Genomic DNA, 20706 nt, shown 5'->3' with positions numbered 1-20706 from the left:
TTTAACGCGGTTTTTTAGTTTGGTAAATCGTTTCAGCAAACCGTTTGGCGGAATCTGTTCCCGCTGGGCATTCGATATCGATCATGGGTGGGGGATGGAAACCTGTGGGGGCGATTTCAATCGCTAGGCAGGCCGAAGGCCTGCCCTGTGAATCCCCTGGGGGCACTGCGTGCCCCTTGGCGAATGAATTCGCCCCCACAAGAGCGAGGAAGGTTCGGCGCGGGCCTCAGCCCAGCAGTTCCAGCGCCTGGGCGGTGGCTTCCTGGATGCGTCGCCAGTCGCCGTTGCGTATCCAGTCCTTGTCCATCATCCAGGTGCCGCCCACGCACATCACATTGGGCAGGGCCATGTAGTCGTGCAGGTTGTCGGGGTTGACCCCGCCAGTGGGGCAGAAGCGGATGCCGGGGAAGGGTCCGCCGAAGGCTTTCAGGGCTTTCACGCCGCCGCAGATTTCCGCCGGGAACAGCTTGAAGCGGCGATAGCCCAGGGCGTAGCCGAGCATGATTTCCGACGCACTGCTGATACCGGGCAGCAGCGGCAACGGGCTGTAGACACCCGCACGCAACAGCTCGGCGGTGCAGCCGGGGGTCACGATGAACTGCGAGCCGGCGGCCTCGGCTTCGGCCAGCATCCATTCATCCAGCACGGTGCCGGCACCGACACAGAGTTCCGGGCGCTGTTCGCGCAGGGTGCGGATGGCGGAGAGGCCGTGCTCGGAGCGCAGGGTCACCTCCAGGGTGCGCAGGCCTCCGGCGGCCAGGGCATCGGCCAGGGGCAGGACGTCCTGCTCGCGCTCGATGGTGATCACCGGGAGGATGCGCGCCGCGCCGCAGAGGATATCGATCAGGGCCGCCTTGTCGGCCATGCTCGGCACGGCTTCGCGACTGGTGGCCCGATGGGTGGGGAGACTGGTCATGGGCGTTCCTTCGGGCTCAGGGGCACCAGTGGATTTCCAGGGGACGACGGAGGAAGGCGCGGATCGGCATGGCCGCCACGTCATCACCCGCCAGCGCGTCGGCCAGGGTGGCCAGCTTGGCCTGGCCTTGTACGGCCAGGAGGGTCAGGTGTGCGCTGGTCAGCAACGGCAGCGTCAGGGTCAGGCGCTGCCGCGGTACGCTGGGCGCCTGCATCGGCAGGCAGCGTTGCGCGCAGTCGGCATTCAGCGCCTGCTCCAGATTCGGGCTGGACGGGAACAGCGAGGCGGTGTGGCCGTCCTCGCCCATGCCCAGCACCAGCACGTCGATGGCGCCCAGCCCGGCCAAGGCCGCATCGGCGAGGCGGGCTGACTCTTCCAGACTCGGCGCACTGTGGTAGAGGCCAACGAAGCGCGCGCTGGAGGCCGCGCCCTGCAGCAAATGGCGGCGCACCAACCCTTCGTTGCTATCGGGGTGGCTGACCGGCACGAAACGCTCGTCGGCCAGGCTGACCGTCACCTTCGACCAGTCCAGCGCCTGCGCGCAGAGCCGCTCGAAGAAAGCCACCGGGCTGCGTCCACCGGATACCACCAACACGGCCGCATTGCGGGTTTCGATGGCCGCGCGCAGGGCGTTGGCCACGGTGATGGCCAGTTCGCCGGCCAGTTGTTCAGGGCTGCCGAGGCTGAGCCCGGTGACCTGCGTCGGCAGGTCGAGATTACAGATCGCCATACCAGCTCCTGCCATCACGGGTGATCAATGCGATGGAGGCCACCGGCCCCCAGGTTCCCGCCGCATAGGGTTTGGGTGCATCGCCCTGCTGGCGCCATCCGGCGATCAGCTGGTCGCACCACTTCCAGGCGTACTCGATTTCATCCTTGCGCACGAAGAGGTTCTGGTTGCCCTTCATCACTTCCAACAACAACCGCTCGTAGGCATCTGGAATCCGCGCGCTGCGGTAGGTGTTGGAGAAACTCAGCTGCAACGGGTCGCTGCGCAGCTGCATGCCCTTGTCCAGGCCCTGGTCCTTGGTCATCACCTGCAGGGAGATGCCTTCGTCCGGCTGCAGGCGGATGATCAGGCGGTTGCTGATCAGCGGCCGCTGCTCGGGGGCGAAAATGTAGTGCGGCGGTTCCTTGAAGTGTATGACGATCTGCGAAAGCTTCTGCGGCATGCGCTTGCCGGTACGCAGGTAGAAGGGCACGCCGGACCAGCGCCAGTTGCGGATCTCGGCACGCAGGGCAACGAAGGTCTCGGTGTCGCTGTGGGTGTTGGCGTTCTCTTCTTCGAGGTAGCCGGGCACCGTCTTGCCGAGGATGTTGCCGGTCACGTACTGGCCGCGTACCACTTGCTGGCCAAGCTGCTCCTGGGCGATGGGCGCCAGGGCTTTCAGCACCTTCACCTTCTCGTCGCGGATGCTGTCGGCAGAGAGGTCGCTGGGCGGGTCCATGGCGATCAGGCAGAGCAGCTGCAGCAGGTGGTTCTGGATCATGTCGCGCAGCTGGCCGGCCTGGTCGAAGTAGCCCCAGCGACCTTCGATGCCCACTTGCTCGGCCACGGTGATTTCCACGTGGGAGATGTGGTGCTGGTTCCACTGGGTCTCGAACAGGCTATTGGCAAAACGCAGGGCAATCAGGTTCTGCACCGTTTCCTTGCCCAGGTAATGGTCGATCCGGTAGGTGCGGTTCTCCGGGAAGTGCGCCGCCACGGCGTCATTCACCGCACGGGAGGATTCCAGGTCATGGCCGATGGGCTTCTCCAGCACGACGCGGGTGCGCTCGGCCAGCCCCGTGGCGGCCAGGCCCGCGCAGATGGCGCCGTACACGGCGGCCGGCGTGGCGAAGTAGGCGATCAGCCGGGCAACCGGCCCCAGCTTGTCGACCAAGGCCGGATAGGCGCTGGCGTCGAGGAAGTCCATGGTCAGGTAATCGAGCCGCGCCAGGAAGCGCTGTACCGCGCCCTCCTCCACTTCAATAGCCGGCACGTAGCGGCGCAGGTGATCGCCGATGGCGGCGATATGCGAGGCGGGTTCGCCGTTCTCGCGGCCCAAGGCGAGGATGCGCGTGTCGGCCGGCAGCAGGCCGGCGCGGTCCAGTTGATAGAGCGCGGGAAACAGTTTGCGCAGTGCCAGATCACCCAGGCCGCCGAAGAGGACCAGGGTGCAGGGTTCGACAGGTTGCGAGGTCATGATATTTGTTCTTCTATCAAACATAATCTTATGAATACACCCAGTTAAGCGTTACAGCAAGACAAAATGTTGTAATAAAACTACATTTTCCGACATACGAGATTGCGGTGGCTCAGCCTGGGTGCGCTCAGTACGATAGGCCACCGATTGCAGGCCCTTTCCCAGGAATCCCAATGGACCGCGTGCACAACCTGCTGGAGCAGATCCAGAACCGCCTCGATGAACTCAACAAGGCCGAGCGCAAGGTCGCCGAAGTCATCCTGCGCGACCCGCAGCAGGCCACCCGCTACAGCATCGCCGCGCTGGCCCAGGCCGCGCAGGTCAGCGAGCCGACGGTGAACCGCTTCTGCCGCTCCTTCGGCGTCAACGGCTACCCCGAACTCAAGATGCAACTGGCGCAGAGCCTGGCCAGCGGCGCCGCTTACGTGAGCCAGGCGGTGTCCGCCGACGACGGCCCCGAGGCCTACACGCGGAAGATCTTCGGCAGCGCCATCGCCTCCCTGGACAGCGCCCTGCAAAGCCTCGACCCGCAACTGATCAGCCGCGCCGTGGACCTGATGATCCAGGCCCGGCAGATCCACTTCTTCGGCCTGGGTGCCTCGGCCTCGGTGGCCCTGGACGCCCAGCACAAGTTCTTCCGCTTCAACCTCGCGGTGTCGGCCCATTCCGACGTGCTGATGCAACGGATGCTGGCTTCGGTGGCGCATACCGGCGACCTCTTCGTGATCATTTCCTACACCGGCCGTACCCGTGAGCTGGTGGAAGCGGCACGCCTGGCACGGCAGAACGGCGCCTCGGTACTCGGCCTCACGGCAGCCAACTCGCCGCTGGCCAAGGCCAGCACCCTGAGCCTGGACATTCCCCTGCCGGAAGACACCGACATCTACATGCCGATGACTTCGCGCATCATTCAGCTCACCGTGCTCGACGTGCTCGCCACCGGCATGACCCTGCGCCGCGGCGTCGACTTCCAGCCGCACCTGCGCAAGATCAAGGAAAGCCTCAACGCCAGCCGCTATCCGGCGGATGAGGAGCCGAGCTGATTGATTGAAGCGTCCCGACTCCTCCTGGTACGGGCGAATTCATTGGCTATGTCTGCGTTAGCTGTTGCGACGTTGAGAGAAGCGCTCTAGCGCAGGCCTTTTAGGCTTCCGCGCCAGCCTGACAAAACCCTCATCCGAACGCGGCCCGCCCCGCCCCTCTCCCAGAGGTAGAGGGGTGACTCGCGCCGGCGAGGCACGAACCATCCTGAAGCCCACGCGGGCCTGACACCGGGCAGACGTGGTGGGGCAGCGACTACGCCCCTTCAGGAGGCTGAGTGGAATCGTTGCGCAGGGGGACGAGCGGCATGGATGCCGCGAGAGGCGTGTGGGGCCATGGATGGCCCCTCGCGCCGGGCCCCCGGAGCAACGATGGAGCGAGGGAACCCCGGCGAAGCCGGGGCCGGATGCAGGGGCAAGCCCTTTGGTTCCTTTCTGGCGTTTGAGAAAGGGACTCGCCTGGGAAGGCGAAACCAGAAACATCCGCAGAACTCGGCAATCAACTTGGCGAAGGACGTTCTAGCAACACTTAACGCAGACATAGCCAATGAATTCGCCCCCACAGAGAAGCGGAACGGCGCTGGTGAGCGCGAAGTTGCCGGCGCGCGTCACCCCTCTCCCACTGGGAGAGGGGCCGGGGGTGAGGGAAATCAGGCGCTGCTGGGCGTTTGTTGGGCAGGCCTGCGGCCTGCTTGGCGAATGAATTCGCCCCCACAGGGGGGGCGCGTGGCGATCTACGCGCGGAACTGATCCATCAATCCCTGCTGGTGGTTGGCCAGACGGTTGAGGGCCTGGCTGACCTGGGCGGATTCCTCGGCCTGGCCGGAGAGGGACTCGGTGACGTCGCGGATCGCTGCCACGTTGCGGTTGATCTCCTCGGCCACCGCGCTCTGCTCCTCGGCTGCCGAGGCGATCTGCAGGTTCATGTCGCTGATCACCGTCACCGCGTCGCCGATGCGCTGCAGGGCGACCACCGCCTGTTCCACCTGCTCGACGCTGCCCTGGGCCTGGCGGTGGCTGCTGTGCATCGAACCGACCACTTCGCGGGTGCCGTGCTGCAGGCCTTCGATCACCTGGCGGATTTCCTCCACCGAGTCCTGGGTGCGCTTGGCCAGGTTGCGTACCTCGTCCGCCACCACGGCGAAGCCACGGCCGGCCTCACCGGCACGGGCGGCCTCGATGGCGGCGTTGAGCGCCAGCAGGTTGGTTTGCTCGGCGATGGCGCGGATCACTTCCAGCACCGAGCCGATCTGCTCGCTGCTGCTGGCCAGGCTTTGCACTTCTTCCATGGCCGCGCTCATCTCGCTGGCCAGTTGCTCGATGGCGCTGGTGGTCTTGCCGATCACGCCGAGGCCCTCGCGGGTGGCGTGGTCGGCGCCACGGGCGGCTTCGGCGGCCTGGGCGGCGCTACGGGCGACGTCCTGGGCGGTGGCGCTCATCTCGTGGGAGGCGGTGGCCACCTGGTCGACTTCGCGGTACTGCTGCTGCATGCCGGCGCTGGTCTGGCTGGCGATGGCGGCGGACTGGTCGGCGGTGCTGCGGGCGTCCTGCACCGAGCGCTTCACGTCGGCGATGATCGGCTGCAGCTTGTCGAGGAAGCGGTTGAACCAGCCGGCCAGTTCACCCAGCTCGTCCCGGCGGGCGTAGTCCAGGCGGCGGGTCAGGTCGCCTTCGCCGCTGGCGATGTCCTTGAGCATGCTGGCCACGCCCTGGATCGGCCGGGTCACGCCACGGGCGGTCAGCCACACCAGCAGCAGGCCGGCGATGCCAGCGACCAGACCAATCAGCAGGCCGGTGAGGTTGGCAGCCTGGTTCTGCGCATCGAGCTTGGTGCTCAGCTCCAGCGCAGGGGTCAACAGGACTTTCTCCGGCACTTCCAGCAGCACGCTCCAGGGGGCAGCGGTGGGGATCGGCTTGAAGGGCTGCATCACGCGCAGCATGCCGTCGTGCTGTATTTCCACGGCCTTGCCGGCCTGGAGGTTGCCGGCCAGCTCGCTGGCCTTTTCGCCAAAGGCCTTGTCGAGCTTGGCGCTGAGCAGGCTGGCGTCGCGGCTGTGGCCGGCAAGCAGGCCCGCCGGGCTGAGGATGCTGACATGTCCATTGCCGTCGTACAGCTCACGGTTACCAGACACGCTCAGTTGCTGCAGGCTTTCCAGGCTGATGTCCAGGCCCATGACACCCACGGTCTTGCCGTTCAGTTGCAGGGGGAAGGCGATGCTGGTCATCAGCACCTGGCGGTCGCCGACGTTATCGAAGTAGGGGTCCAGTACGCAGGCCTGGCCGGTCTTGATCGGACAGGTGTACCAGGCGTTGTAGGGGGCGCCACTGGGACCGGCGCTGCTGTCGGCGAGCAGTTCCTCGGTCATGGATTCGGATTCCAGCTTGCCGGGAGTGGGTTGCGCCCAGTAGAGGGAGAACCGGCCCTTGTCGTTGCTGCCGAGCTCGGCCTGGTCAACGAAGAGTTCGTCCTTGCCGTCCAGGGCATTGGGTTCGAAGACCAGGTAGAGGCCGAGGATTTCCGGGTTGGCTTCCAGGCTGGTACGCACCTGACGGGTCAGGTCTTCCCGCAGGTCGAAGGCGTCGAGGAAGCGCTTTTCCGCCTGTTCCTTGAGGAACAGGACCTGGCGCGAGAAACCCTTGCCGTACTGATAGTTGTCCATGAAGTAGCGCTGGATGCGGATGGCCTGCAGTTCCGCACGGGCCTGCAGGCGCAATCGCGCGCTCTGGTCCAGCATCTGGCTGCTTTCGGCTTTTACCAGGCTGGCGCTGCGTTTGGACTGATACAGGGACGAACCGACCAGCAAGGTCACGATGGCCAGCAGGCAAATGCCGGCCAGCAAGGTGATCTTCCACTGGATGGACAGGTGATTGAACGGCATTGGGACTTCCTTCTGACTCGTCGGAACTTCATTCGATATCGGCGCGACAGGCGATTTCTTGACGCGTAGACGACGAATAGCCGTGCGGAATGCACGAGGGCGTAATTTGCAGGCAAGAATTATGCACACTCCGCACAATATTCCGAACGCTTTTGACAGCGGTGGCCGGTTTGGGCAGAGTGCGCCCTTTTTTTCGCGGCGAACCCGCGGTTGGCTTGGCCCCGGAACCTGAGGAGAGGCTATGAATGCGGTAGTGGCGGCGGTGGGAATCATGTTGGTTCTCAGCCTGTGCCGGGTGCACGTGGTGGTGGCCCTGATCGTGGGTGCCCTGGTGGGTGGAATGGTCGGTGGCCTGGGAATCGAAGGTTCGCTGACGGCCTTCAACAAGGGACTGGGGGGCGGTGCCACCGTGGCGCTGTCCTATGCGCTACTGGGCGCGTTCGCCGTGGCCATCGCCCGTTCCGGCCTGGCCCACGCCCTGGCGGACAAGGCCCTGGCCCTGGTGGGCCGGCAGGAAGCCAACGGCGGTAATGCACTGAAATGGCTGCTGGTCGCACTCCTGCTGTGCGTGGCGATTTCTTCGCAGAACATCCTGCCGATCCACATCGCATTCATTCCGCTGCTGGTGCCGCCGCTTCTTTATGTATTGACGCGCCTGTCCATCGACCGTCGGCTGATTGCCTGCGTGATCACCTTCGGCCTGATCACGCCGTACATGTTTTTGCCAGTGGGTTTCGGCAACATCTTCCTGAACGAGATCCTGCTGGCGAATGTGGTGAAAAGTGGCGTCGACGTTACCGGTGTGAACGTCACCCACGCGATGCTGATACCGGCCCTGGGCATGGTCGCCGGTCTTTTCATCGCGGTGTTCGTCAGTTACCGCGGCAAGCGCGTCTATGACCTGGAACGCATCGCCCAGGCCGAGCAGGTGAGCGTTGCCTATAACCCGCTTAGCCTCGGTGTGGCGGGGGTGGCCATCCTGGTCGCCTTCGTGGTGCAACTGTGGCTCGACTCGATGATCATCGGCGCGCTGCTGGGCTTCGTGATCTTCTCGCTGTCGGGCGTGGTGCGCTGGAAAGAGGCGGACGACCTGTTCACCGAGGGCATGAAGATGATGGCCATGATCGGCTTCATCATGATCGCCGCTTCGGGCTTTGCCGAGGTGATGCGCGAAACCGGCCAGGTGGAAACCCTGGTGGATGCCTCGGCCGGCTGGATCGGCCACAGCAAGGCGCTGGGTGCATTGCTGATGCTGCTGGTGGGGCTGCTGGTGACCATGGGGATCGGCTCGTCCTTCTCCACCGTGCCGATCATTGCGGCCATCTTCGTGCCGCTCTGCGTGCAACTGGGCTTCAGCCCGCTGGCCATCGTCAGCATCGTCGGCACTGCGGGCGCCCTGGGTGACGCCGGCTCGCCGGCTTCCGACTCGACCCTGGGGCCGACGTCGGGCCTGAATGTGGACGGCCAGCACAACCATATCTGGGACACCGTGGTACCGACTTTCCTGCATTACAACCTGCCTCTGATGGCCTTCGGCTGGGTCGCGGCGATGGTGCTCTGAGGCGCCTCAACCCAGGCGCTCGTTTAATCATTTCGACTCAGTGGTCGTTTAAGGTGCGCGCGGGGTTGCCGATACATCGGCAACCCCGCTGTGCTTTCTGGCTCTGCCTACCGAGGATTGCTCCATGCGATTGACCCTGAAGACCAAAGTCCTGCTGTTGGCCCTGGTGCCAGTGATTCTCTTTGCGCTGGTGCTGTCCGGTGCGGTGACCCAGGTGATTCACAGCCTCGCCGAAGATGAGGTGAAGAACACCCGCGAGCGCCTGATCGAGGAAAGTCGCCAGGAACTGAAGAGCTATATGCAGATCGCCCTGGGTTCGGTGCAGGCGTTGTATGACGCTTCGTCCTCCGGCGACACCGCCAGCCGCGACCAGGCCATCGCCATTCTGTCGAAGATCAAGTACGGCAAGGATGGTTACTTCTTCGGCTACGACTCGCAGGTGGTGCGCCTGTTCCGTGGCGACAGCCCGGTGGATGTGGGCAAGAGCTTCACCGGTCGCAAGGACCCGAACGGCGTGGCGGTGAATGATCGCCTGGTGGCTGTGGCCAAGGACGGTTCCAACTATGTGGAGTACAGCTCTTCCCTGCCGGGTAACGAGAGTGTGCTGGTACCCAAGCTGGCCTACAGCTACTACCTGCCCAAGTGGGACCTGGCGCTGGGCACCGCGGTGAACCTGGACGGTGTGGCGGCCCAGGTGGCCAAGGTGGAAAGCGAGATTGACGAGCGCGTCAGCACCATCGTGACCAGCGTGGTGGTGATCGCTGCCGTGCTGCTGGTGGTCTTCGGCCTGGTTGGCCTGAGCCTGGCCAATGCCCTGGTACGTCCGCTGCAGCGCATCAAAGCCAACCTGGACGACATCGCTGCCGGTGAAGGTGACCTGACCCGTCGCCTGGTGGTGGACAGCCATGACGAGCTGGGTGAGCTGGCGGGTTCCTTCAACCGCTTCGTCGAGAAGATCCATGGCCTGGTGCGCCAGATCGTCGACATGACCGGCCAGCTCACTGGCCTGGTAGGCGAGGTGGCGGCGCAGGCACAGCGTTCCGAGCAGGCCATGGAGCGCCAGCGTCACGAGACCGATCAGGTGGCTACGGCCATCAACGAGATGTCCGCTGCGGCGCACGAAGTGGCCAGGAGTGCCCAGGGGGCTGCCGAAGCTGCGCAGCAGACCGACCAGGAAGGGCAGGCTGCCAAGCAGGTGGTGGACGGCAGTATCACGCGTATCCATGCATTGGTCGGCGATATCCGCAGCAGTGGCCTGTCCCTGGACAGCCTGCAGCAGGACGTGCAGTCCATCGTCAGTGTGCTGGGTGTGATCCGCTCCATCGCCGAGCAGACCAACCTGCTGGCGCTCAACGCGGCCATCGAGGCTGCCCGTGCTGGCGAGGCGGGCCGCGGTTTCGCCGTGGTAGCGGACGAGGTGCGGGCCCTGGCCAGTCGTACCCAGCAGAGCACCCAGGAAATCCAGGGCATGATCGATCGCCTGCAGCAAGGCACCCAGGATGCCGTGACCGCCATGCGCCGCTCCAGCGATGCTGGCGACACCACCAGCAACCAGGCCAACCAGGCCGGTGCCTCCCTGGACGCCATCGCCGGGCTGATCGGCACCATCAATGCCATGAACGCGCAGATCGCCAGCGCTGCCGAAGAGCAGACTGCGGTGGCGGAAGAGATCAACCGCAGCGTGCACCAGATCGCAGTGGCAGTGGACAGCGTGGCCGAAGAAACCCGCCATGGCGCGGACACCGCCCGCAGCCTGGCCCGACTCGGCGACAGCCTGGGTGGGTTGGTGAAGCAGTTCAGGATCTAAGCCCTTTTACCGGGGTTGCTCCTTCGCGCCGCCCCGGTCCCCTCTACTCGCCCAGTCTTGAACATCGGCGTCGCCGCCGCTGCCGATAGTGCCGCTTTCGGTAATCGGCTACCTCGTCTGACCTCTGTTTCGTTTCTCATCGTGCGCTGTTACTGCTCTTTCTCTGGCGGTTGTCCTGGCGTTGGGCGCTGGTACAGGCCCACCTGAGCGGTCGCAGGCATTTCCAGCACCCACAAAAAACCCGGCAGGTGCCGGGTTCTTTGTTGCTCGGGGTTCGCCTCAGTTGGCGAGTGCCACCAGGCCGGAGTGCTGCACCAGGTCCAGCAGCGGCTGCGGGTAGACGCCGAGGAAGAAGGCCAGCAACGCCACGAACAGCAGCATGATGCCGCCAGCTCGCTGGGCCCAATGCATGTCGGCATCGTGGCGGCGCAGGTTCGGCTCGACCAGGAACAGCGTGACCATGACGCGCAGGTAGTAGAACACGCCGATAGCGCTGCCCAGGACCATGGCGCCCAGCAGCCACCACAAGCCGGACTCGACACCGGCGGCGATCACGAAGAACTTGCCGATGAAGCCAGCAGTGAGCGGGATACCGGCCAGGGACAGCATCATCACGGTGAGCACGGCGGTCAGGTACGGACGGCGCCAGAACAGGCCGCGGTACTCGTACAGGGCGTCGCAGTCACGGCCGCTGTAGGGGGTCGACATCAGGGTGACCACACCGAAGGCGCCCAGGCTGGTCAGCACGTAGGTGGCCAGGTAGACACCGATGGCTTCCACCGCCAGGCCCTTGCTCGCGATCAGTGCCACCAGCAGGTAGCCGAAGTGGGCGATGGAGGAGTAGCCCAGCAGACGCTTGATGTTGTTCTGCACCAGCGCCAGCAGGTTGCCGAAGATGATCGACGCAATGGCGATCACGGTCAGCAGGTCGTTCAGCCAGCCACCGGCGGTGGCCGGGGACAGCTGGTACAGGCGCAGTAGCACGGCGAACACGGCAACCTTGCTGACGGTGGCCAGGAAGGCGGCGACCGGCGCGGGTGCGCCTTCGTACACGTCCGGGGTCCAGAGGTGGAAGGGCACCAGGGACAGCTTGAACGCCAGGCCGATCAGCATCATGCCGATGCCGAGCTGGGACAGCACGCTGGAGGTTCCGGCAGCGGCCAACTGGCTGAAGCTCAGGCTCCCTGCGTCGGCGTAGAGCAGGGCCATGCCGAACAGCAGGAACGCGGAGCCCGCGGCGGACAGCACCATGTACTTGATGCCGGCTTCCAGGGAGCGCTTGTTGAAGAAGGCGTACGCCACCAGGCCATAGACCGGCACCGAAAGCAGTTCCAGGCCGATGAACAGGCCGGCCAGGTGCTGCGCAGTGACCAGTACCAGGCCGCCGGCGGCGGACAGGAGGATCAGCAGGTACATCTCTTCGCGGTTGCCCGGGTAGCCTTTGCCCGACTCGCCACCCAGGTAGGCGTGGATCAGGGTGACGCAGGCGAGGGTACCGGCCAGGACCAGCGCCATGTAGAAGGCGCCGAAGTGGTCCACCATCATCAGCGGGGTCACCTCCAGGGGGGTGACCTTGAGCGCCGGCAGGATGGAGAGCAGGGCGAGGTTGAGACCGATGACCGACAGGCCGAAGGTCCAGGAGTGGTGCCGCTTCCAGGCAATGGCCAGCATGACCACGACAATGGTGGCGCAGGTGACCAGCAGCGGCAGCAGGGCGATCAGGTGTTGAGTCGTGAATTCCATAACCTACTTACCGGGCAACGAGTTGATTGACGGCGGAATCCAGCCACTGGTGCACGCCATGCATGGTCGCAGCAGAGGTATCCAGTACCGGTTGCGGGTAAACACCGAGCAGGATCAAGAGGCCGGCAAGGCCCAGGACCATGGTCAGCTCGCGGTATCTCAGGCCTTCGTAGGCGTTCTCGTTCTTCGCCGGGCCGAAGTAGGCGCGGTGAATCATGATCAGCGAGTAGACCGAACCGAACACCAGGCCGGTGGAGGCCAGGACGGCGATCCAGGGCACTTGCTGGAAGGCGCCGACCAGGATCAGGAACTCACCGACGAAGTTGCCGGTTCCCGGCAGGCCCAGTGCCGCAGCAGCGAAGAACAGGCTGATGGCGGGCAGGTAGGGCATGCGGTTCCAGATGCCACCCATCTCGCGCATGTCACGGGTGTGCAGGCGCTCGTAGAGCTGGCCACACAGGATAAAGAGTGCGGCGGCGGAGAGGCCGTGGGCGATCATCTGGACGACGGCACCTTGCAGCGCGATCTGGCTACCGGAGTAGATGGCGATCAGCACGAAGCCCATGTGGGACACGCTGGAATAGGCCACCAGGCGCTTGATGTCGGTTTGGGCGAAGGACAGCAGGGCACCGTAGACGATGGCGAACACGCCAAGCCACTGGGCGATCGGCGCGAACTCGGCCGAGGCGTTGGGGAATAGTGGCAGGGCGAAGCGGATCATGCCGTAGGCAGCGGTCTTCAGCAGGATGCCGGCGAGGTCGACGGAGCCTGCGGTCGGTGCCTGGGCGTGGGCATCGGGCAGCCAGGAGTGGAACGGCACCACCGGGAACTTCACCGCGAAGGCGATGAAGAAGCCGAGCATCAGCAGGTACTCGGTACCCGGGGCGAGCTGGGCCTTCAGCAGGTCGGCGTAGTTGAAGGTCAGCACGCCGGTGTTGCTGTAGTTCACCAGCACCAGGCCGAGGATGGCCACCAGCATGATCAGGCCGCTGGCCTGGGTGTAGATGAAGAACTTGGTGGCGGCGTTGATCCGGGTCTTGCCCTTGCTACCGCTGTGACCCCAGAGCGCGATGAGGAAGTACATCGGCACCAGCATCATTTCCCAGAAGAAGAAGAACAGGAACAGGTCGATGGCGAGGAAAACGCCGACCACGCCGCCGAGGATCCACATCAGGTTGAGGTGGAAGAAGCCGACGCGGTTCTGGATCTCACGCCAGGAGCAGAGTACCGAAAGCACCCCGAGCAGGCCGGTGAGGACGATCATCAGGACCGAGATGCCATCCATTGCCAGGTGGACGGTGACGCCGAAGCGCTCGATCCATTGCACCTGGAACTCATGGGCCCAGACCGGATCGGTGCCAGGGGCGGGTGCCAGGGTGAAGTCACCGGTCGCCCACAGCCAGAGGCCGAGGACGAACAGCAGGGACATGGTCAGCAGGGCGATCCAGCGGGGCAGGGTGGCGCTGAAGCGCTCACCCTGCCAGCAGAGCAGGCCGCCGATGAAGGGAATCAGGATTAGCCAGGGCAGAATCATGACGGGCTCAATTCCTTAAGAAGATTCAGGTCAGCAGCACGGCGCCGAGCACGAGCACGGCTCCGCCGACGATGGATACGGCGTACCAGCGCAGCTGGCCGGTCTGGCTACGGCTGAGGGCAAAGTTGCCGCCCCTTACCACGCGTGGAACCAGGCCGATGGTGCCGTCGATGGGATCGCGACGGAGCAGGCGGCAGACCAGCAGGTAGGGTTTGACGAACAGCAGGTCGTAGAGCCAGTCGAAGCCCCAGGCGGCGTACCACCAGGCACCAAGGAAGCGGCCCGGTGCACTCTGGGCGAGTGCGCTGACGAAACGGCGCTTGCCAAGGAAGAGCAGGGCGGCCAGCAGGATGCCCGCCAGGGCGATGGCGCCCGAGGCGATTTCCAGGCTGTGCTTGGCTTCGCCACCGGCGTGGCCAACGCTTTCCGGCAGGACGCCGGCCAGCGGCGGCGTGATCAGCGCGCCGATGAAGGTAGAGAGCACGATCAGCACGGTCAGCGGCAGCCAGTGGGCGACGCCGTGGCCAGCATGGGCTTCGGTCTGCGCTTCTCCATGGAAGGCGATGAAGATCAGGCGGAAGGTGTAGATCGAGGTCAGGAAGGCGCCCGCCAGGCCGGCGTAGAGCAGGCCGGAGTGACCACTGGCGAAGGCTTCCCAGAGGATCTCGTCCTTGGAGTAGAAACCGGCGGTGATCAGCGGCAGGGCTGCCAGTGCCGCACCACCGACGATGAAGCTCGCGTAGGCCAGCGGCAGCTTCTTCCACAGGCCGCCCATCTTGAAGATGTTCTGCTCGTGGTGGCAGGCGTTGATCACCGCGCCCGAAGCGAGGAACAGTAGGGCCTTGAAGAAGGCGTGGGTCATCAGGTGGAAGATCGCCGCGTCCCATGCGCCAACGCCCAGGGCGAGGAACATGTAGCCGATCTGGCTCATGGTGGAGTAGGCGAGGATACGCTTGATGTCGGTCTGTACCAGGGCGGCGAAGCCGGCCAGGACCAGGGTCACGCCACCGACGATACCGACGAGTTCGAGGATTTCCGGGGTCAGCAGGAACAGGCCGTGGGTACGGGCGATCAGGTAGACGCCCGCGGTCACCATGGTCGCCGCGTGGATCAGCGCGGAAACCGGGGTCGGGCCCGCCATCGCGTCGGCCAGCCAGGTCTGCAGCGGCAGCTGGGCGGATTTGCCCACGGCGCCGCCGAGCAGCATCAGGGTCGCGACCCACAGCCAGGTGTCACCGGCGACGTACTTCTCGGGGGCCAGCTTCATCAGCTCCTGAATGTTCAGGGTGCCCAGGTGGAAGAACAGGATGAACAGGCCGATGGCCATGAACACGTCGCCCACGCGGGTCACGATGAAGGCCTTCAGCGCCGCGTTGCCGTTGGCGGTGTGCTTGAAGTAGAAGCCGATCAGCAGGTACGAGCACAGCCCCACGCCTTCCCAACCGAAGTAGAGGAACAGCAGGTTATCGCCCAGCACCAGGAACAGCATGCTGGCGATGAACAGGTTGGTGTAGGCGAAGAAGCGCGAGTAGCCCTCTTCACCGCGCATGTACCAGGAGGCGAACAGGTGGATCAGGAAACCGACGCCGGTGACCACGCCGAGCATGGTCAGGGACAGGCCGTCCAGGTAGAGGGTGAAGCTGGGCGCGAAGCCCGCCACGCTCATCCACTGCCAGAGCACCTGGGTGTAGACGCCGCCTTCCGGCGGGGCCACGTTGAACTGCCAGATGATCCAGGCGGCGATCAGGGCCGAGAGGCCCACGGAACCGACGCCGATGACGGCGGAGGTGTTTTCGGAGAAACGCCCGCGGGAGAAGGCCAGGATGAACCAGCCGAGCAGCGGGAACAGGCAAGTGAGGAATAGAAGGTTCATCCGCGCATCTCGCTGGCAGCGTCGATATCGAGGGTATGGAAGCGGCGGTACAGCTGCAGCAGGATCGCCAGGCCGATACTGGCTTCGGCGGCTGCAAGGCTGATCACCAGAATGAACATGATCTGGCCGTCAGGCTGGGCCCAACGGGCGCCAGCGACCACGAAGGCCAGCGCGGCAGCGTTCATCATGACTTCCAGGCTCATGAGCACGAAGAGGATGTTGCGGCGCACCATCAGGCCAGTCAGCCCCAGGCAGAAGAGTATGCCGGCGACCGCGAGGCCATGTTCCAGTGGGATTGCGTTCATGGCTTATTCCTTAGCTTCGTGGCGGCCGAGGTGGAAGGCGGCGACCAGGGCTGCCAGCAGCAGCATGGAAGCCAGCTCCACAGCGAGCAGGTACGGGCCGAAGAGGGCAATGCCAACTGCCTTGGAGTCCACGGTGGTGTGACCGATGGTGGCGCCAGTGGCATTGCCGAACAGCACATACAGCAGTTCGGCCAGCAGAATCAGGGAGAGCAGGGCAGGGCCGGTCCAGATGCCGGGCTTGAGCCACTTCTTCTCCTGTTCGGCGATTGCCGGACCGAGGTTGAGCATCATCACCACGAAGACGAACAGCACCATGATGGCGCCCGCGTAGACGATGATTTCCAGTGCGCCGGCAAAGGGCGCGCCCAGGGCGAAGAAGCACATCGACACCGCCAGCAGCGAGACGATGAGGTACAGCAGGGCATGCACCGGGTTGGTGTTGGTGATCACACGCAGGGTGGAGACAACGGCCACACCAGCGGCGAAATAGAAGGCGAATTCCACGCGCGTCTCCTTAGGGCAGCAGGCTCTTCACGTTGATCGGCTCGGCCTCGTTCTGCGCGGCACCTTTCGGCTTGCCGGCAATGGCCATACCCGCCACGCGATAGAAGTTGTAGTCCGGGTTCTTGCCAGGACCGGAGATCAGCAGGTCTTCCTTCTCGTACACCAGGTCCTGGCGCTTGAACTCGCCCATCTCGAAATCCGGGGTCAGCTGGATCGCGGTGGTGGGGCAGGCTTCTTCGCACAGGCCGCAGAAGATGCAGCGGGAGAAGTTGATGCGGAAGAACTCGGGGTACCAGCGACCGTCCTCGGTCTCGGCCTTCTGCAGGGAAATGCAGCCGACCGGGCAGGCCACGGCGCAGAGGTTGCAGGCTACGCAACGCTCTTCGCCATCGGGGTCGCGGGTGAGGACGATGCGGCCGCGGTAGCGCGGCGGCAGGTACACGGGCTCTTCCGGGTATTGCAGGGTGTCACGCTTGCGGAAGGCATGGCCGAAGATCATCACCAGGCTGCGAAGCTGGGTGAAGGTGCCATGCACGACGTGGATGATTTCTTTGATCATGGTGTTTCTCCTTACTGGGCCGCGGCCAGCACGAGCGCGCCGGTCACCAGCAGGTTGATCAGGGTCAGCGGCAGGCACACCTTCCAGCTGAAGGCCATCACCTGGTCATAGCGCGGGCGCGGGATCGACGCGCGCAGCAGGATGAACAGCATGATGAAGAAGGCGGTCTTGAGCGCGAACCAGATGAAGGGGATCTGCGGCAGGATGCCGAACGGGCCATGCCAGCCGCCGAAGAACAGGGTCACGAGCAGGGCGGAGATCAGCACGATGCCGATGTACTCACCCACGAAGAACATGCCCCATTTCATGCCGGCGTATTCGATGTGGTAGCCGTCGGCCAGTTCCTGTTCCGCTTCCGGCTGGTCGAACGGGTGACGGTGGGTCACGGCGACGCCAGCGATGAAGAAGGTACAGAAGCCGAAGAACTGCGGAATGATGAACCACAGGTTCTGGGCCTGGTACTCAACGATGTCGCGCATGTTGAAGGAGCCGACCTGGGCCACGATGCCCATCAGCGACAGCGCCAGGAACACCTCGTAGGAGATGGTCTGGGCCGAGGCACGCAGGCTGCCGAGCAGGGCGAACTTGTTATTGCTCGACCAGCCGGCGAAGAGCACTGCGTAGACCGCGATGCCGGCCATGGCGAAGAAGAACAGCACGCCGATGTTCAGGTCGGCCACGCCCCAGGTGGGGGTGACCGGCACCACGGCAAACGCGATCAGCAGGGCACTCATCGCGATGATGGGCGCCAGGGTGAAGATCAGCTTGTCGGCGAACGGCGGGGTCCAGTCTTCCTTGAAGAACATCTTGATCATGTCCGCGCCAAGCTGGAAGGCACCGAACGGGCCTACGCGGTTCGGGCCGTAGCGGTCCTGCCACAGGCCCAGCAGACGGCGTTCCACCCAGGAGAGCAGCGCACCGGTCACGACCACCCCGAGCAGGATGACGATGGCTTTGAGGACGGTGACGACGATGTCGATCAGTTCGGGCGTCAGCCAACTCATTGCGCGGACTCCTGTACGGCAGTGACGACGGCACCGGCGAAGACCGCCGGAATACCCGGCAGACCGGCAGGCAGGCCGATCAGGCCGATACCCATTTCTTCCTTGACGGCAAGCGGCAGACGCAGGGTCTGGCCATTGATGGTCAGGGCGAGCAGGGCGCCATCATTGACGCCGAGGCGATCGGCTTCGTCCTTGGCCATGGCCACGTAGGGCTGCGGGATGCGCTCTTGCACCGGAGCGGCGCGGGAGCTGTTCTCCTCGCTGCCGAACAGGTGGTGCAGCGGCACGGCCTGCCAGGTGCCCTGGGCCGGGTTGAAGGCAGCATTGACGCTGAACCAGGGAAGAGCCTGGCCTTTGGCTTCGATCAGACGAATGCCCGGGTCGCCGGCGCGCAGGTGGCCACCGACTTCGTCCTGGAATTTGTTCCAGGCCTGCGGCGAGTTCCAACCCGGGGACCAGGCGAAGGGGATCTGCTGACGGGGTTCGGCGCTGCCGGCATAACCTTCCATGGAGAAGGCGAAGGCCGAGTCCTTGTCCTGCGGCTGGCGCGGCTCGTGCACGCTGATGTTGGCGCGCATGGCCGTGCGGCCACTGTAGCGGTGCGGCTCACGGGCGAGCTTCAGGCCCTTGATGCGGAACGAGGCGCTCGGAGCCGCGTCGCGGATGCCGGCCAGCAGCGAGCTGCTGTCGGCGCAGGCGGCGGTGACCTGGTCCAGTTGCGTCCAGTCGACGGACTTGCCCAGCAGGGTGCTGTGCAGTGCGTGCAGCCAGCGCCAGCCTTCGCGAACGAGGATGTTGGCGTCGTAGTAGGACGGGTCATAGACCTGGAAGAAACGCTGGGCACGGCCTTCCAGGCTGACCAGGGTGCCATCGCCTTCGGCGAAGCTGGCAGCCGGGAGCACCAGGTGGGCGCGTTCGACGGTGGCGGTCTGCTGGTGGTCGGCAACGATGACGACCTTGGCGGCTGCCAGGGCAGCGTCCACCTTGGCGGCGTCGGCGCGGCGGTACAGGTCGTTCTCCAGGACCACGACAGCGTCGGCCTTGCCGGAGGTCAGGACCTCCAGGGCGGCTTCCAGGGACTCGCCACCGAACAGGGCCAGGCCCATGCTGTTGGCTTCTGGTACTACCAGGCTGATGGAGCCGTTCTTCTCACGGTTCTTCAGGGCGCTGGCGATGTTGGCGGCGGCTTCGATCAGGGCTTTTTCGCCAAGGGAAGCGCCGGAAATGACCAGCGGACGCTTGGCGGCCAGCAAGGCATCGGCAATGCGTTTGACCAGTTCGGCCGCTTCGCCTTCCAGGCCTTCCACGGCCGGGGCGCTCGGGTCGATGGCGTGGGCCACGGCGAAACCGATGCGCGCCAGGTCAGCCGGTGCGGCGTGGACGCTTTCAGCGGCGACGTCATCCAGGCGGGTGGCGGCAACGCTGGCGATGAACAGTGGGTTCAGGGCGTCCTGGGCGACGTTCTGCACGGCGGCCATGTGCCAGTCCTGGATTTTCATCGAGGCGGCGATTTCGGTGGCCTTGCCCTTGACGGCCTGGCGCAGGGCGAGGGCCATGCGGGCGGCAGTCTGGGTCAGGTCTTCACCGAGGACGAAGATCGCGTCGTGCTTCTCGATTTCGCGCAGGGTGGGGACCGGTAGCGGGCCGTTCTGCAGGACGTCGCGGATCAGGCGCAGGTTCGCCAGTTCGCTGGCGGCGATGCCGGAGTAGTAGTTCTCGGTGCCAACCAGTTCGCGCAGGGCGAAGTTGCCTTCGAGACTGGCGCGGGGCGAACCGATGCCGATCACGCGCTTGCCTTTCAGCAGTTCGGCGGCCTTGTCCAGGGCGCCGTCCAGGCTCAGCTTCTGGTTACCCAGCAGCGGCTGGCGCGGGCGATCCTCACGGTTGACGTAGCCGTAGCCGAAGCGGCCGCGGTCGCAAAGGAAGTACTGGTTCACCGAGCCGTTGAAGCGGTTCTCGATGCGGCGGATCTCGCCGTAACGCTCACCGGGGCTGATGTTGCAGCCGCTGGAGCAGCCGTGGCAGATGCTCGGGGCGAACTGCATGTCCCACTTGCGGTTGTAGCGCTCGGAGTGGGTCTTGTCGGTGAACACACCGGTCGGGCAGACCTCGACCAGGTTGCCCGAGAACTCGCTCTCGAGGGTGCCGTCTTCGACGCGGCCGAAGTAGACGTTGTCGTGGGCGCCGTAGACGCCGAGGTCGGTGCCGCCGGCGTAGTCCTTGTAGTAGCGCACGCAGCGGTAGCAGGCGATGCAGCGGTTCATCTCGTGGGCGATGAACGGGCCGAGTTCCTGGTTCTGGTGGGTACGCTTGGTGAAGCGATAGCGACGGGCGTTGTGGCCGGTCATTACCGTCATGTCCTGCAGGTGGCAGTGGCCGCCTTCCTCGCACACCGGGCAGTCGTGCGGGTGGTTGGTCATCAGCCATTCGACGACGCTGGCGCGGAACTGCTTGGCCTCTTCGTCATCAATGGAAATCCAGGAGTTGTCGGTGGCGGGGGTCATGCAGGACATGACGAGGCGACCGCGTTTGTCGTTCTCGTCGGTGTACTGCTTCACCGCGCACTGGCGGCAGGCGCCGACGCTACCGAGCGCCGGGTGCCAGCAGAAGTAGGGGATGTCGAGTCCGAGGGACAGACAGGCCTGCAGGAGGTTGTCTGCACCATCGACTTCGAGCGTCTTGCCGTCTACGTGGATAGTGGCCATGGTTCAGTCTTCATCTGCCCGTGTGACCGGGCTTTGGCTAATGGAATCAGCGTGCGCGCGGGGCCGGGTTGCGGCCGCCGCTGCGCGAAT

Annotated in this window: 15 protein-coding genes; 3 read left to right on the top strand and 12 right to left on the bottom strand. The window is 64.7% G+C overall.

Annotation, left to right across the window (positions count from 1 at the left end):
- Positions 1–226 precede the first annotated feature (226 nt).
- Genes G559_RS0113690 through zwf form a run of 3 tightly spaced genes read right to left on the bottom strand, consistent with a single transcriptional unit; the run spans position 227 to position 3102 of the window.
- Positions 227–916: a bifunctional 4-hydroxy-2-oxoglutarate aldolase/2-dehydro-3-deoxy-phosphogluconate aldolase gene (locus G559_RS0113690; RefSeq protein ID WP_171016546.1), complete on the bottom strand. Its 690-nt coding sequence runs from the start codon at positions 914–916 to the stop codon at positions 227–229.
- Positions 917–932: 16 nt separating this feature from the next.
- Positions 933–1646, bottom strand: coding sequence for a 6-phosphogluconolactonase (gene pgl, locus G559_RS0113685; protein WP_028628762.1), 714 nt, complete (start codon positions 1644–1646; stop codon positions 933–935).
- Positions 1633–3102, bottom strand: coding sequence for a glucose-6-phosphate dehydrogenase (gene zwf / locus G559_RS0113680; protein ID WP_028628761.1), 1470 nt, complete (start codon positions 3100–3102; stop codon positions 1633–1635). Before zwf ends, pgl begins: the two co-directional genes overlap by 14 nt.
- 173 nt (positions 3103–3275) lie before the next feature.
- Here zwf and G559_RS0113675 point away from each other — a divergent pair, with 173 nt between their 5' ends.
- Positions 3276–4145 carry a MurR/RpiR family transcriptional regulator gene (locus G559_RS0113675; RefSeq protein ID WP_028628760.1) on the top strand — a complete coding sequence of 290 codons (870 nt, stop codon included), beginning with the start codon at positions 3276–3278 and terminating at the stop codon, positions 4143–4145.
- Positions 4146–4876: 731 nt separating this feature from the next.
- Here G559_RS0113675 and G559_RS0113670 read toward each other — a convergent pair.
- The gene (locus G559_RS0113670) at positions 4877–7021 is read right to left on the bottom strand and encodes a methyl-accepting chemotaxis protein (protein WP_028628759.1); all 2145 of its coding nucleotides are present in this window, start codon (positions 7019–7021) and stop codon (positions 4877–4879) included.
- Between the two features lie 241 nt (positions 7022–7262).
- Here G559_RS0113670 and G559_RS0113665 point away from each other — a divergent pair, with 241 nt between their 5' ends.
- Both G559_RS0113665 and G559_RS0113660 read left to right on the top strand, forming a co-directional pair.
- A complete protein-coding gene (locus G559_RS0113665) occupies positions 7263–8582 on the top strand; it encodes a Na+/H+ antiporter family protein (RefSeq protein WP_028628758.1) in 1320 nt (439 codons plus the stop codon).
- Between the two features lie 124 nt (positions 8583–8706).
- Complete coding sequence (locus G559_RS0113660; protein ID WP_028628757.1) at positions 8707–10389, top strand: methyl-accepting chemotaxis protein; 1683 nt, start codon at positions 8707–8709, stop codon at positions 10387–10389.
- 279 nt (positions 10390–10668) lie between these two features.
- On the opposite strand, the gene nuoN is transcribed toward G559_RS0113660, so the two are convergent.
- The 8 genes from nuoN to nuoG are packed head-to-tail and all read right to left on the bottom strand — an operon-like array spanning position 10669 to position 20616.
- Entirely contained in the window at positions 10669–12132 is a 1464-nt protein-coding gene (nuoN, locus tag G559_RS0113655; protein WP_028628756.1) for an NADH-quinone oxidoreductase subunit NuoN, read from the bottom strand.
- Positions 12133–12139: 7 nt separating this feature from the next.
- On the bottom strand, positions 12140–13666 hold the full coding sequence (nuoM, locus tag G559_RS0113650; RefSeq protein WP_028628755.1) for an NADH-quinone oxidoreductase subunit M: 1527 nt from the start codon (positions 13664–13666) through the stop codon (positions 12140–12142).
- A 25-nt stretch (positions 13667–13691) separates the two neighbouring features.
- Complete coding sequence (gene nuoL, locus G559_RS0113645) at positions 13692–15539, bottom strand: NADH-quinone oxidoreductase subunit L (protein WP_028628754.1); 1848 nt, start codon at positions 15537–15539, stop codon at positions 13692–13694.
- A complete protein-coding gene (gene nuoK / locus G559_RS0113640) occupies positions 15536–15844 on the bottom strand; it encodes an NADH-quinone oxidoreductase subunit NuoK (RefSeq protein WP_028628753.1) in 309 nt (102 codons plus the stop codon). The genes nuoL and nuoK overlap by 4 nt, the downstream gene beginning before the upstream one ends.
- Positions 15845–15847: 3 nt before the next feature.
- The gene (gene nuoJ / locus G559_RS0113635; RefSeq protein WP_028628752.1) at positions 15848–16348 is read right to left on the bottom strand and encodes an NADH-quinone oxidoreductase subunit J; all 501 of its coding nucleotides are present in this window, start codon (positions 16346–16348) and stop codon (positions 15848–15850) included.
- 10 nt (positions 16349–16358) lie between these two features.
- Entirely contained in the window at positions 16359–16907 is a 549-nt protein-coding gene (gene nuoI, locus G559_RS0113630) for an NADH-quinone oxidoreductase subunit NuoI (RefSeq protein WP_028628751.1), read from the bottom strand.
- Between the two features lie 11 nt (positions 16908–16918).
- A complete protein-coding gene (nuoH, locus tag G559_RS0113625) occupies positions 16919–17911 on the bottom strand; it encodes an NADH-quinone oxidoreductase subunit NuoH (RefSeq protein ID WP_028628750.1) in 993 nt (330 codons plus the stop codon).
- Entirely contained in the window at positions 17908–20616 is a 2709-nt protein-coding gene (nuoG, locus tag G559_RS0113620) for an NADH-quinone oxidoreductase subunit NuoG (RefSeq protein WP_028628749.1), read from the bottom strand. The genes nuoH and nuoG overlap by 4 nt, the downstream gene beginning before the upstream one ends.
- Positions 20617–20706: the final 90 nt, after the last annotated feature.

This window comes from Metapseudomonas resinovorans DSM 21078, assembly GCF_000423545.1.
GTDB lineage: Bacteria > Pseudomonadota > Gammaproteobacteria > Pseudomonadales > Pseudomonadaceae > Metapseudomonas > Metapseudomonas resinovorans.
Note: the sequence above shows the minus strand (reverse complement) of the source record. Positions and strands in the feature narration are given on the sequence as shown.